The 15,137-nt window shown below is 38.1% G+C and carries 6 protein-coding genes; 5 read left to right on the top strand and 1 reads right to left on the bottom strand.

Features of this window, described 5'->3' with window-relative positions; all coding sequences use genetic code 11:
• The first annotated feature begins 300 nt into the window (after positions 1–300).
• From DSM03_RS15495 to DSM03_RS15475, 5 genes are all read left to right on the top strand, one after another.
• Positions 301–3,291, top strand: coding sequence for a SusC/RagA family TonB-linked outer membrane protein (locus tag DSM03_RS15495; RefSeq protein WP_128762661.1), 2,991 nt, complete (start codon positions 301–303; stop codon positions 3,289–3,291).
• A gap of 9 nt (positions 3,292–3,300) precedes the next feature.
• Positions 3,301–4,800: a RagB/SusD family nutrient uptake outer membrane protein gene (locus DSM03_RS15490; protein WP_128762660.1), complete on the top strand. Its 1,500-nt coding sequence runs from the start codon at positions 3,301–3,303 to the stop codon at positions 4,798–4,800.
• Positions 4,801–4,890: 90 nt separating this feature from the next.
• A complete protein-coding gene (locus DSM03_RS15485) occupies positions 4,891–8,226 on the top strand; it encodes a VCBS repeat-containing protein (protein WP_128763304.1) in 3,336 nt (1,111 codons plus the stop codon).
• 78 nt (positions 8,227–8,304) lie between these two features.
• Entirely contained in the window at positions 8,305–9,792 is a 1,488-nt protein-coding gene (locus tag DSM03_RS15480) for a vanadium-dependent haloperoxidase (protein WP_236638934.1), read from the top strand.
• Positions 9,793–9,806: 14 nt separating this feature from the next.
• Positions 9,807–10,886, top strand: coding sequence for an endo-1,4-beta-xylanase (locus DSM03_RS15475; RefSeq protein ID WP_201740452.1), 1,080 nt, complete (start codon positions 9,807–9,809; stop codon positions 10,884–10,886).
• A gap of 2 nt (positions 10,887–10,888) precedes the next feature.
• Here the strand turns inward: DSM03_RS15475 and DSM03_RS15470 are convergent, their stop codons facing one another.
• Entirely contained in the window at positions 10,889–15,022 is a 4,134-nt protein-coding gene (locus tag DSM03_RS15470; RefSeq protein WP_128762658.1) for a hybrid sensor histidine kinase/response regulator transcription factor, read from the bottom strand.
• Positions 15,023–15,137 lie beyond the last annotated feature (115 nt).

Below are 15,137 nucleotides of genomic sequence, written 5' to 3'. Positions count from 1 at the left end.
TATTAGAGATGAGTAATTTATAATACAACAATAAAGATGGCTAAAATATAAAAGATCATTATTTAAATGTTTTAAAAACACTACTAAATGTTGTTTTGTTCCCTTAAGATTGATTTTTAGGGCTTTATTAGGCTTTAATGCAACAAAATTTAAAGAGGTTGCATCATTTGTTCTAGTGCTATCGAGGTACTGGAAATACTTTTGTGAAGCATTGATTGATTAAAATAATTTTCACGCAATCGATGTAACAGTAGTGATGAATTAAAATATTTAACAAAATCAAAATCAAATTTCACCAATATGACTAAAATTAAACTTGCAATTCTTGCGTTTGCATTTCTGCTTACAGGGGCAGAACTTTTTGCGCAGACTAAAACTATTACAGGTACTGTAAAAGATCCTACAGGAATGCCACTTCCAGGAGCATCTGTAGCCGTAATAGGTACTAACAAGGGGGCTTCAACAGATTTTGACGGTATGTTCTCAATCGATGGAGTTGCAAATAGTGATAAATTACTCATTACCTATGTAGGTTTTGTAGAGCAAGAGTTAAATGTTGGCTCTCAAACAACTTTTGACATTACGCTAGAAGAATCTGCAGAAGCATTAGAGGATGTAGTAGTTGTGGCTTATGGTTCACAAAGTAGAACTAAAGTTACCGGGGCTATTTCTACTGTAGACTCTGAATCTATTGATGCATTACCGGTTACTAATGCAGAGCAAGCTCTACAAGGTAGAGCTCCTGGTGTTACCGTTACTAATGCCGGAGCACCCGGGACAACACCTAACGTCAGAATTAGAGGTTTAGGTACCTTCGGAAATAACGATCCATTGTATGTAATTGATGGTGTTATTGTGGGTAATTTATCAGGAATAAGTCCATCAGATATTGAATCTGTATCCATTTTGAAAGATGCATCTACAACTGCACTTTATGGGTCATTAGGATCTAACGGAGTTGTTTTGGTAACTACCAAAAAAGGAAAGCAGGGTAGAGGTACACTTACTTTTAATGCTTATAGCGGTTTTCAAACCATTCACAAGCGTTATGATATATTAAACACAGATCAATATTTACAATTCGCATCTGATGTTGGTGTTAATATTAATAGACCTGATGATTTCTTAAATAATTATACTGACTTTCAGGATGCTATTTTTCAATCTGGGGTAATTCAGAACTACAATGCGGCATACTCTGGTGGTAATGAAAACGGTACCTATAGATTTTCAGCAAGTTATCAGGATCAGGAAGGAGCAATAATCAATTCTGGTTTTGAGCGTTTTTCATTTAGAGCTACTTCAAACTTTACATTGGGTAACTTTAAAATGGGAGAAACTATGTCTGTGGCATTTGGAAGAACAAAACCGATTTTAGAGAGTGGTGGTCGTTCATTAATAGAACATGCTATTAAAGTTGCGCCTTATCTTAATATTTACAACGATAACAATTTAGGAGGCTTTCAGGGACCTAACAGTGCAGCAGATGGTCAGGATGCAGAAAATCCGGTTCGTGTTCAAACGATAAGTGATTTTGAGACAAAAAATATTTCTGTAATTGGTAATGTATACGCTGAGTATGAACTATTAGATGGTTTAAGTTTTCGCTCTCAGGTGGGTCTAGATTTCTTTAATGGGTTGACTAATCAATTCACTCCTGCATTTAATGATGATGATATATCCGGAACGACACATTTCCAAAACTTTGCATTTGCATTTAGAGGAAATTCACGTGGGCAGGCAATTACTTTTGATAACAGTTTGAGTTATAAAAAGACATTTAATGATGTACATAACTTTGAAGCTTTAGCACTAATCGAGGACTATAATAGTAAAACCGAAAATTTCTCAGCAGAAGCGCGTAACACGATATCGAGTGACATTAAAGAATTAGGTAATGAGCAACAAGCTGCCAGTAGTTCTACTTTTGAAAACAATCGCTTTAGCTACTTAGCACGTGTAAATTATGATTATGATGATAAGTATATTATTTCAGCATCGTTTAGACGAGATGCTTCTTCTCGATTTGGAGCTAATAACCGTTGGGGTAACTTCCCCTCAGTTTCTGCAGGTTGGAATATTGCAAAGGAAAACTTTTTAGACAACAGTAATTTTAATACTTTAAAACTAAGAGCAAGTTATGGTATTGTAGGTAATGATCGAATTGACGATTATGCATACGCACCTACATTGTTTAGTCCATTTGTTTATCCAATTGATGATGCTGCAGCAATTGGTACTACTCCTAATGGTTTGCCAAATCCCGATTTAAAGTGGGAGGAAACAAGTATCCTAAATTTAGGTGTCGATTTTGCAGCATTTAACAATCAGTTTACTGCTTCAGTAGAATATTATAAGAATAAAAGTGATGATTTATTAGTACCTGTTTTGTTGGTTCCATCACTGGGGTATAGTAGCGATACACAATTTAGAAATGCAGGTTCTGTAGAAACTAGAGGTGTAGAATTAGCTTTGGGTTATAATGATTATGACGGTGATTTTACCTGGTCTGCTAATGTGAATATTGGTACAAGTACTAATGAAGTTCTCAATTTAGGAGGAAATTCAGAACAGTTCTTTGGTGATGGATTTGAAGGTCAGCAGATTGTTAGAGCCCAACCGGGAGAATCTTTGTTTCACTTTTACGGTTTAGTAACAGATGGTATTTATCAAGATCAGGCTGAAATAAATGAGGTGTTTACATCCAACCCTGATCCAGAAGGTATAGCACCAGGTGATATACGCTTTGTTGATACTAATGGTGACGGTACTATTAATTCTGCAGATAGACAGATAATAGGTAATCCGTATCCGGATTTGACCTATGGGTTAAATTTCGATGCGCGTTATAAGAATTTTGATTTCAATTTATTTATTAATGGTGTTGCGGGTAATGATATTTACAATACGAATATCTATGACCTACAGGGTATGACGCGCTTATTTAATGCAGGTGTTGAAGTGTTAGATCGTTGGACTCCAACGAATCCTTCAAACACAATTCCTCGATACGCTGGTGCGACGCAAAATGTTGGAGTTTCAGACCGTTTTGTGGAAGATGGTTCATATGCAAGACTTAAAAATTTAAGTATTGGATACACTTTTGATGAAGAAGTAATTGATTTTATACAACGATTAAGAGTATATGTGAGCGGTCAAAACCTCATAACGTTGACCAATTACTCGGGATTAGATCCCGAAGTTGTGAGTAGAGCTGGTGAAGTCGGTCTAGATCGTGGAGATTATCCACAACCGGTATCTTTTTTATTAGGACTTGAATTATCATTTTAAAAAAACATTATGAAAAACTATAAAATTTTCTCTTTGTTTGCATTGATATTTGTGGTAACACAATCTTGCGACAATAGTGATCTTGAACTTGTAAATCCAAACGCGTTGATTCCGGAGACCTATTTTGCTAATGAAGAGCAGATAAAGTCTGCTGTAAATGCATCTTATGCGCAAAATCAGGTAAATGCGCTTTATGGTCGATTATTATTCTATATGTATGATAACATGGGTCAGGATAATAGTCCAAACCCTCAACAGGAAGCTAATAAAGTAACCTATAATAATTTCACTTTTGATTCGAGTAATAATGAAATTGCTGAATACTGGAATAGCTGTTTTAGGGGAATAAATAAAGCGAATTTTGTTATTTCTAATATTGACAGAATTAACGCAATTCAAGAGTCTGAATTAGCACAAGATATAAAAAATAAATACATCGCTGAAGCACGTTTTTTAAGAGGGCATTATTACTTTCTATTAGTAACTCGCTTTGGAGGGGTGCCACTCTATGAAAGTCTTAGAGATGAATCTGAAAGTACGATAGGTTTGCCACGCTCGACAGAAGATCAGGTTTACGATTTAATTATTGATGATTTTCGCTTTGCTGCAGATAATCTTTTTTTACGTGATCAGGAAGTGACTGGTAGAGCTACTAAGGGTGCTGCATTGGCTTATTTAGGTAAAGCTTTATTATATCAAGAGCAGTACGCCGAAGCCTACGATGCTTTTGATGCTATAACTGGTTATGATCTTGAACAGAGTTACTTTGACAATTTTAAAGAAGAAACGGAGCACGGTATTGAGTCGCTATTTGAAATAGAATTTGACAGAGCTTTAGGTACCAGTACAAAATGGGATTCTAACGTTAATGGCGAAGGTTTTAACGAGTCTACTTTTAGAGGTCAGGATTATGGCGTTTTAGACTGGTTTAACGTATATCCTTCACAAGACTTATTAGATGAGTATGAGGAAGGTGATATCCGTTCTGCTGAAAACTTTTATTTTGTAGGTGACACCTACGCTGACGGTAATGGTGGGGGCGTTATTGAAGAAAGTGACCTTTCTACTACGGCAGGAATACGCCCGGCGGGTTGGAGAAAATACCAGAACTATTATCGTAGAAATGCAGAAGAACAAGAGTCAAGTATAAACTTTAAAGTTATACGTTATGCTGATGTTCTATTGATGAAAGCTGAAGCTGCTAATGAAACAAGCAGAACTCCTGAAGCGATTGATTTAATAAATCGCGTTAGAGATAGAGCTGGACTTGACGATATACAAGACAACCTTTCGCAAACACAGGTATTTGACGCTATAGTTCATGAGCGTAAAGTAGAATTAGCAGGGGAACAGGTGCGCTTCAATGATATTGTGCGATGGGGTATTTCTAATACAGAGTTAGCAGGTACTGGATTTCAACAAGGCAAACATGAATTGTGGCCTATACCAGATCGTGAGATTAGTTCTAATGAATCGATTACTCAGGCAGATCAGAACTCAGGATATTAATTTGAATTGGTTTTCCTTTGAAGCAACACTATTTTTATAGTGTTGCTTCCTTTTTTAGAGCGCTTTTAATTTTCCTTAACCCTTACACGTATGACTTTTAGGATACCGATTTTTTCAAAGATTTTAGCCATTGGTCTTGTTGTGCATTTTCTGAGTTCCTGTGCAGAGACTGTAGAGAAACAAACAGCTGAGTCTGAAAATGATTTCAAAATTTTTGAAAGCCTTAATGCAGATGGTAGGGGTATTTCTTTTACAAATACTTTGACCGAAAATGACTCCCTCAATTATTTCACTTACAACTATATTTATATGGGTGGCGGGGTTGCTGCAGGTGATATCAATAATGATGGTCTTATAGATCTTTATTTTACCGGAAATCAGGTTCAGAATAAATTGTATCTCAACAAGGGTGATCTTCAATTTGAAGACATTACCTTGCCTGCAGGGGTAGGAGGCGATGAGCGCTGGTACACGGGAGTTACAATGGCAGATGTTAATGGCGATGGTTATCTGGACATCTATTGCTCGGTAAGTGGCAAGTTTGAGCCGCATATCAATCAGTTGTTTATAAATAATGGAGACAATACGTTTACCGAAAAAGCTTCAGAATATGGTCTTGCTGATGCCGGGCATAGCATTCAGGCTACTTTTTTTGACTACGACAAGGACGGGGATTTAGATATGTATCAGGCTAATTATCCGCCTACCAAGTTCAGTTCACCTACCTGGGTTTACAAGCAGTATATGCGGGATCCTACAGATCTTCAGACAGATCACCTCTATGAAAACACCGGTGACGGTTTTGTTGATGTAACTGATAAGGCCGGTTTACGATCCTATAATCTTTCGCTAAGCGCAACCATTGGGGATTTAAACAACGATTCCTGGCCCGATATTTATGTTTCCAGCGACTTTAATTCGCCCGATCTTATGTATATCAACAATGGGGACGGAAGCTTTAAAGAAGTGATTAAAGAGGCAACCGCTCAAACAGCCTTTTACGGTATGGGTGTTGATATTGCTGATTTCAATAACGACGGCTTGCTCGATTTCTTTCAAGCAGATATGGACGCCAAAATCAACCGCCGCAAAAAAGCAAATATGGCGAGTATGAATGCCGATTTGTTTTGGAGTGTGGTCGATGCGGGATTTCATTATCAATACATGCACAATTGTATGCAACTGAATAATGGGGTTTTTAACTCCGAAGGTATACCTGATTTTTCAAACATCTCACGCATAACAGGTACTTCTTCTACAGACTGGAGCTGGGGACCTTTATTTGCCGATTTTGACAACGACGGACTCAAAGATTTATTTATTTCAAATGGTACCCGTCGCGAGATAAACGATAATGATTACTTCAACCGTATCGAAGAAAAAGGAGGGATTGCTCAGGACAGTTTGTTGTTTTGGAGCCAAAACATTCCCGAAGAGAAACTGGATAATTTTATGTTTCAGAACAAAGGCGATTATCACTTCGAGAAAGCCAATAAATACTGGAATGTAAGCTTTAAAGGCTTTTCAAATGGAGGCACTTACGCAGATTTAGATAATGATGGGGATTTGGAATTGGTGACCAATAATATTGACGACCCGGCTTCCATCTTTGAAAACAAGGCATCAGAACGGTCTAATTTTTTAAGAGTAAAATTTAAAGGAAGCAGCGCAAATACGATGGGCGTGGGCAATAGGGTGTATGTCACTACGGGTGATACGATCCAGATGCAGGAGCTCACGTTGACAAGAGGTTTTCAATCTTCTGTTGCTGCGGTATTGTATTTCGGACTCAATAATACAGAAAGCATTGATGAGGTTCGCGTAGTATGGAATAATGGAAAAGAGCATAAACTAAAAAATACAAAAGTTAATCAGGAATTGATTTTTGAGGAAAATAATGCCGCAATGCCTGAGAACACCATCAATCCGCCTCAGGAAGAAACATTCTTTACACAAGCTGACTCCACGGCATTCCCAAAATTTAAACACGTAGAGAACACCTACGATGATTTTAAAGATCAGGTATTGCTCCCACACAAAATGTCAGAGTTTGGCCCTGCATTAGCAGTTGGAGATGTGAATAATGACGGACTCGAAGATTATTATGTAGGTGGTACTAAAGATGAGGAAGCCGCGTTTTTCATTCAAACCACAAACGGAATTAATAGGGTTGATTTAAATGTGTTCCAAAGCGATAAGGGATACGAGGATGTGGACGCCTTGTTTTTTGATGCAGATGGTGACGGGTTTCAGGATCTTTATGTGGTAAGCGGGGGTTACGAATTTGCGAAAAAACCACAACTGTTGAACGACAGGCTTTATCTCAATGATCATAAGGGAAATTTTAAAGCGGTTGCTGATGCTTTGCCCAAACTACAGTCAAGTGCTTCTAAAGTGTATGCCGAAGATTTTGATGGGGACGGAAAGCAGGATCTTTTGGTTTTGGGCAGACAAACTCCGGGTAAATATCCGGAACCTGCGTCGTCATTTCTTTTAAAAAATATGGGTACCACCGGCAATCCCCAATTTGAGATTGACAATGAGATGCAACCGGAAGCATTTACAGATTTAGGTATGGCAACCGCTGCTTCGGTTTCAGATTTCAATCAGGATGGCAGAGCCGATATTGTGATCGTAGGGGAGTGGATGCCCATTCGCTTTTTTGAAAATACCACAAACGGTTTCGTCGAGGTCACAAATGAATTGCTTGCTGAGGACACTACCGGTTGGTGGTGGAGTATAGCTTCCGGCGATTTTGATGGGGATGGGGATACAGATTACATACTGGGTAATAATGGCTTGAATTATAAGTACAAGGCTTCAGAAGAAGAGCCTTTTGATATCTACGCAGGCGATTTTGACAACAATGAAAACGAGGATATCGTATTGGGCTATTATAACGACGGGAAACAATACCCGCTACGTGGCAGACAGTGCTCATCTCAGCAAATTCCGGGGATAAAGAAAAAGTTTAAAGATTATGCCAGTTTTTCTGAAGCAACACTTGATGAGGTTTATTCCGAAAAAATATTGAACAGTTCGCTGCATTACCAGGTAAAATCTTTTGCCAGTATTTATTTGGAAAATAAAAATGGAAAGATGGTGATACATCAATTACCCAGAGCGGCACAACTTTCTAGCGTAACGGGCATTGTGGTAAAAGATTTTAATAATGACGGAAATCTGGATGCTGTATTAGCCGGAAACTTATACCAGTCTGAGATTGAAACGCCGCGTAATGATGCTTCACGGGGAGTTTTTCTTGCAGGAGATGGTAAAGGTAATTTTACAGCACTGCGTCCTGCAGAAAGCGGCCTTTTTATACCGGGTGATGTAAAGAATCTCAAGAAGTATCAACTCGGGGATGAGACGTATATTTTAGCTGCAAAGAACTCAGATTATATGCAGGCTTTAAAGCTGAATTGATGTCTCAAAAAAATGAAAATGTGTTTGATTCACACTAAATAATTTGTTTCTTTATATGCTATTTTTTAAGATTTTATTATGAATATTTTCGATTGCAAAAAGGGATTTCTAATTTTCCTATTTCTTATTTACAGCGTTCCTTATTATGCACAGGAGTACGTGCCTGTGATGAAAGTAGAAGATCGTCTTGAAGCCTTAAAAGGTCAAAACGTAGCGTACCAATGGTCTGAAATGGCCATTTTAGGTACAGCAAACGATACCGATCGTATTGCTCCAAGACCTACGGTTACTTCGAGATTTCTTGCATTGGTTTTTGTAGCGGTTTTTGACGCGTGGTCGGCTTTTGATGATGCGGCAATTCCGGTTTATATGAAAGCTTACGATAAATTTCCTGCTGCTCAGCAAACGACTGCAAATAAGGAGAAAGCGATTAGTTATGCAGCTTATCATACGTTGCGGGAATATTATCCTTATGACAGCCTTCAGTTTAAGAAATTTATGCTTCACCTGGGGTATGATCCCAATGACGACTCTCTAGATCCTACCACACCTGCAGGAATAGGTAATCTGGCGGCACAGGCAACCATTAAAGCCCGGTATAATGACGGGGCTAATCAATATGGGGAAGTTGAAGGCTTTTCAAAGCCGTATCAGGATTACACCAATTACCAGCCTGTAAATACTGTAGACCAGCTGAACGATTACGACCGCTGGCAACCCAAATATTTTACCCGCGAAACCGGCGAAAAATTTGCGCCTTCGTGTTTGACACCGTATTGGCAGCTGGTTGAACCTATCGCACTCAAAACAGCAGATCAGTTTAGACCGGGACCACCACCTAAAGTGGGTTCAGAACAACTTCAAAAAGAAGTGGAAGAGGTGGTTGAATTGCAAGCTAACCTTACAAATGAAGAACGGGCGCTTGTAGAATTTATGCGGGATGGGCCGCAGTCTGTACAGCAAGCAGGGCATTGGCTTAAATTTGCTCAGCAGGTTTCTAAGCGCGATAATCACACGCTTGATGAAGATGTAAAAATGTTTTTTGCAAACCAGGTAACAGCGATGGATGCCTTTATCGCTTCCTGGGATTCTAAGATGTTTTACGATTCAGCGAGACCTTTTGCGTTGGTACATCATTATTTCAAAGATAAAGAGATTAAAGGCTGGAAAGGCCCCGGACGTGGCACGGGAACCATCAAAGGTGAAGACTGGCGTCCGTACTCACCATCAGCTTTTCTTTGCCCTCCGTTTCCCAGTTATACTTCGGGTCACAGTACCATAAGTGGTGCTTGTGCCGAACTTTTAAAGTTATGGACAGGCAGTGATTATCTCGACGTACAGGTAGAATTGGTTCCCGGTGCTCTAACCGAGCCTCAGGCATTGGGAGAACCTATTGTGCTTGATTTCCCCACTTTTACTCAGGCGGCAGAAATGGCCGGAATCTCACGGGTTATGGGTGGCTATCACATTCAGGCAGATAATATTGCCGGCCTCGAACTTGGTCGTGATGTGGCGCATCAGGTTTGGGATTTTTATAACTACCACACAGGACAATCAACTCAATAAATACCAAAAGAAACATGCAAAATACAGCACCTGCTTACTCCGCATTAATGATTTTATGTTTAACCCTTTTTACGGGATGCGTCTCAGAACCAACAGAAGAAAAAGGACTTAAAGAGTATAGTTCATTTCCCGTTGGTGGAGCTGTGGAAATCAAACAGGTGTTGCAGGATAGCATGCTAGAATCCATAATACTGGAAAACTTCAACAGTATTACTGCCACTTCAGATATGAAGATGTATGCCATTAATCCCAAAGAGGGCATATATAAATGGAATAAAGCCGATAGTCTGGTTGATTTTAGCCAAAAGAACAACTTACGACTTTTTGGTCATACGTTAGTTTGGCATTCGGGTACGCCCAGATGGGTTTTTCAAAAAGGAGTTGAAGACAGCCTCTGGTTGGGTGATTTTCTAAAAAGCTATATTCAGGATTATGTAGGCCGTTATAAAGGAAAAGTAGCTGCCTGGGATGTGGTTAACGAAGGTTTTGATACTCAGGGAGGGGAATACAGAGAAACCCTTTGGTATAATGGATTGGGTAAAGAATACATTGCTCAGGCGTTTAGATATGCCCACGAGGCAGACCCTGAAGCAGACTTGTTTTACAACGATTTTAATCTGGAGCGTGATACAGCCAAATTAAACGGGGTTCTTAAAATGATAGAAGAACTTAAAGCTGATAATGTACCGATCACAGGCCTTGGTGTGCAGATGCATTTACGTATGGATATTCCTGATAGTCTAGTACGCGAGAGTGTGCGGAAAATGGCAGCGACAGGTCTGAAAATTCATTTTTCTGAGCTGGATATCATTTTCAACAGACATGACGATACCCGTGGAGGAGGAGAGCAGTTATACAGCAGAGTCACTCCTGAAATGTTAGAACAACAGGGACAGAAATACGAAGCTGTGGCAAAAATATACCGGGAAGAGATACCTACTGACCAGCAATTTGGGATCACCTTTTGGGATTTTACAGACCGCGATACCTGGATTAATCCATTTTTTGGTTTAAAGGACTGGCCCACGATTTACAATTCTAAATTAGAGCCAAAACCAGCGTATTATGATTTTAGAAAAGGTTTGTCAGATTAAAACTATTTTACCTCTGTCGGCAGTTTTCCAAATTCAGATTTGAAGCATCTTGTGAAATAGGACGGAGTCGAGAAGCCTACTCTGTAGCCAATCTCGCTGACCGATTCTTCGCCGTTTTCCAATAATTCTTTGGCTTTTTCTAACCGAATTTTACGAATAAACTCGTTTGCAGTCTGGCCGGTTAGTGCCTTGATTTTACGATATAACTGGCTTCGGCTTAAATACAGTTCATTAGCGAGGTTCTCTACATTTAGCTTAGGATCATCAATGTTTTTGTAGATATAATTGATCACTTTAGCAATAAATTTTTTGTCTATAGATGTACTGTTTGCCTTTAAATCGGCAGTACTCAATTCACTAAAATATTTTGTAAACAGTTTTTGTCTATTTTCAATAAGTTGTTTGAGTTGAGAGCGTACAATTTTAATATTAAAAGGCTTGTTGATATACGCATCAGCACCTGCATCAAGTCCGGCAATCCAATCGTCTGTTTGTGCTTTTGCGGTAAGCATAAGCACAGGAATGTGACTGGTCTTAATATCTCTTTTAAGTCTTCTGCAAAATTCAACACCATCCATTTGGGGCATCAGAACATCGGTAAGAATAACATCTGGAATAATTTTTAGTGCCTGTTCGAGACCTTCTTCTCCATTTATGGCCTCAACAACTTTATAATAATCTTTCAATTGCTCTTTTAAATACGTGCGTAGTTCAAAGTTATCTTCAATGATCAGGAGGGTATTAGTCTTTTCGTGCTCATTTTCAACAGGGTCTTTTGTCACACTATCCTGTGGTAATTCGATCATAGAATCTTCTATTTCCTGTTCAGGGATAAGTTCAGATGTACTTAATAGTTCAGAACTATCAAAATGTTCTTTGCCAAGTGCCAGATAGATTTTAAAGGTTGTTCCTTGATTTACTTTACTACTCACCTCAATCTTACCTTTATTCATGATTAGAAAACTACGTACTACTTCAAGACCTATACCGGTACCCCCGTAATACTGTTTATTCATTCCTTCAACCTGATAAAAAGGATCAAAAACTTTCTCAATTTCTTTTTTGGGAATTCCAAAACCAGTGTCTTCAACTTGAATCTCAAGAGCTTCAACGGGACTTTCAAGAGAAATTTCAGGTAAAATTATAGGCTCTTCGGTGCGTTTGAGAGATACAGAGACCAAACCATTATCGGGTGTTGCTTTAAATGCGTTTGAAAGTAAATTAAAAATTATTTTTTCTAACATGCCCGGGTCAGCATAAACGCCCAGATCGTTGTCTTCTTCAGAAGTTACCTCGAGGGCAATATTACGTTGATAGGCTTCTTCTTTAAAATGAGCAACAATGTTTTCGCAGAAGGAAGTAATGGTAATTTTTTCAACCTTTATAACGGTTTTTTTAAACTGAAGTTTTCTAAAATCCATCAGCTCATTAATCAAACGAATTAAGCGTTCTGTATTGCGAAAAATACTCTTGTGCTTTGCAGCTATTTCCTTCGGAAATGTATAAGTTTTACTGGTGATTATATCTTCTATGGGATTTTTAATAAGCGTTAAAGGAGTGCGAAACTCGTGAGAGATATTCGTAAAAAACTGAAGCTTTCTGTTATTTAATTCCTCTTCCTGCTGGCGTTTGTCACGTTCATATTGAATCAAGCGTTTTTCGGCGATTCTATTTTGAGTAAATGTATAGGCGAAATAGGCCAAAATAATAATGATTACAATATAAAGCGTTATTGCCCAAGTCTGTTTATACCAGGGGTGAAGTATAGTAATCGCTAAGGCGATAGGGTCTTGAGTCCATAAGCCATCGTTATTTGCTGCTTTAACTTTAAAGGTGTAACTACCAGCAGGGATATTTGTATACGTAGCACTTTTAGTATTACCTACATAATTCCAAGAGTTATCAAAGCCTTCTAGAATATAGGCATAGCTATTATCTGAGGGTCTTGTAAAATCTATAGAAGCATAATCAATGGTAAATACAGATTGATCAGGTTTAAGAGTAAGTTTATCTGTAGAAAATAAGACCTCGTTTAAAGGAGAGTCTTCGGTTTTTGGACCTACTTTTTCATTAAAAAGGCGCAACTCAGAAAAATAGAGAGCGGGCTGCTGAAGATTTATGTTTAAAACAGTAGGGTTAAAAAAATTAATTCCGTTATAACTTCCAAAATACAGTATATCCTTGCTGCTTTTTAATACCGAATTGTTGTGAAAATCATTTGCAAGAAGTCCATCATTTGCGGTGTAATTTATGATTTCATTATTTTCCGGGTTAAATTTTGAAATCCCGTTATTTCCTGCTAACCAGATCATACCTTGTGAATCACTTATTATAGATGCGATTGTTTGTTTTTCTATTTGATCCTGAAACCATTTATAAGAGTTTGACTTGACGTCATACTTAAATAACCCTCCGCCATCTGTTCCGATCCATACATTTTCATGAGCGTCCATGTATAACGATAAAATATAATACTGTAAATCATTACTCTGTTTGGCAGCATACATTGCATTATTTTTTGATTCTACTTTGTAACCGTTAGCCTCTTTTTTTACAGTAAATAACCCCTTTGTGGTACCTACCCAGAGCAGGTCATTCTTATCTATTAATATTTTACGCACATCGCAATTTGCAATACCAGCATTGCTAAACACTTCACTGTTAAGCCTAGTGAATTTAGAGGTTTTTGGGTCAAAAGTTTGCAGCCCGGCATTAAAGGTACCTATGTAGATCGTTCCCTGAGAGTCTTCGGCAAAGCAGATAGTACTTCTGGAAGCCAAACCATCTTCATTTGTGTAATTTTTAAATGTGGAGCTTCCCCTTTTAAGGAAAAAGATCCCTGCATTCCAAGAGCCCGCCCATAGATTTTTATTACTGTCAAAAAACAGGGTCTGTATGTCGCCTGTAGACAACCCTTTAGCAATAGGATTATTAGGATCAATTAAATGGGTGAAGTGTTGTGATTTCTTGTCTAAAACATCAATTCCGCCACCATCCATACTAATCCATAACCTAGAATCCTCATCTTCAAGAATACCGGTAACTGAGCCATCTTGTAAAGACTCCTTTTTATAAGGAATGCTTTCAATATCTTTAAATCGATCAAAATCAGGGTCATAAAAACTGATGCCATCACTGTAATAGCCTATCCAAACACGCTGATCTTTATCTACAAAAAGGCTCCAGATCGAGTTAGATTGTATGAGATTATCTCCAAATTTACTTTGCGTATAATTGTCTATTAGTTCGCCTTCTTGGTTGAGAATAAAAAGTCCGTCGTTTTCAGTACCTACTAGAATTTTACCCCGATCCATTTCAACTATGGAAAGAATACGTTTGTTTGTGATTGGCAACTCCCGGTAATTGTAAACTTTTTCATTTAAATCAAGCCTAAATATTCCGTGGCTATAGGTACCGATCCAAAGATTATCATCAGAATCTTTACATAACTTGCTAATGTGATAGGATATACGGGATTTTTTTTTGTTTAAAATGAATTCACTGCGATCAATTTGCCCAGTCTGCTCATTGTAATGAAAAAGTCCGAGAGAGGTTCCGAGATAGATATTAGATTGGGCAATCTCAATGCTATTAATACGTAGCCAGTCATTATTAATAGGAGTTTTAAAAGGGATTGATGTAATCTTTCCTGTAAGTATGTCTACCTGATAAACTCCGTTATTATGAGAGCCTACGATGAGTGTATTTTCATCGAGACTCTCAATACAATGAATGGCAAACGGCTTTTCTGTATCTGAACTTTTAAGAGTTATGTTTTCAAAATCATTAGTTTCAGGTCGATATCGGTTTAATCCTTTTTCAGTACCCAACCAGATGTTTCCAGTAGAATCTGTGAAAATTGCATGAACCAATGAGCTACTTAGTGATTGCTCGTCTTTCCAACTCTCTTTATATGCAGTAAAAGTGCTTCCGTCAAACTTATACAAACCAGCACCATAAGTAGAAAACCATAGAAAGCCGTTGGTGTCCTGAGCAAATGCAGTCACTGCACGCTGAACCGGTAGGTTTTTTACCTCGGTAAATTTGAGTTTCTCCTCTAATTCCTGTGCTAACAAGGCTGTAAAAGCCGCTGTCCAAAACAAGAAGAATATAATAATGAAGCGATTAAATATCATAATTATGGTAAGCTTATCTATATTAAAATATTTTTGAAATGTTTTTTAATACTATAAGTTAGACTAACTGACTTAAAGTAGTCAGACTTAAATATTTTCTATCAAGTTAAGTCAC

Source organism: Leeuwenhoekiella aestuarii, assembly GCF_004104055.1.
Lineage (GTDB): Bacteria > Bacteroidota > Bacteroidia > Flavobacteriales > Flavobacteriaceae > Leeuwenhoekiella > Leeuwenhoekiella aestuarii.
This window is presented reverse-complemented; position numbering and strand designations above follow the sequence as displayed.

Excerpts from the sequence above, each read along its gene's own strand:
- DSM03_RS15495 (WP_128762661.1), top strand. The coding sequence starts at position 301 with ATGACTAAAATTAAACTTGCAATTCTTGCGTTTGCATTTCTGCTTACA.
- DSM03_RS15490 (WP_128762660.1), top strand. The coding sequence starts at position 3,301 with ATGAAAAACTATAAAATTTTCTCTTTGTTTGCATTGATATTTGTGGTA.
- DSM03_RS15485 (WP_128763304.1), top strand. The coding sequence starts at position 4,891 with ATGACTTTTAGGATACCGATTTTTTCAAAGATTTTAGCCATTGGTCTT.
- DSM03_RS15480 (WP_236638934.1), top strand. The coding sequence starts at position 8,305 with ATGAATATTTTCGATTGCAAAAAGGGATTTCTAATTTTCCTATTTCTT.
- DSM03_RS15475 (WP_201740452.1), top strand. The coding sequence starts at position 9,807 with ATGCAAAATACAGCACCTGCTTACTCCGCATTAATGATTTTATGTTTA.
- DSM03_RS15470 (WP_128762658.1), bottom strand. The coding sequence starts at position 15,022 with ATGATATTTAATCGCTTCATTATTATATTCTTCTTGTTTTGGACAGCG.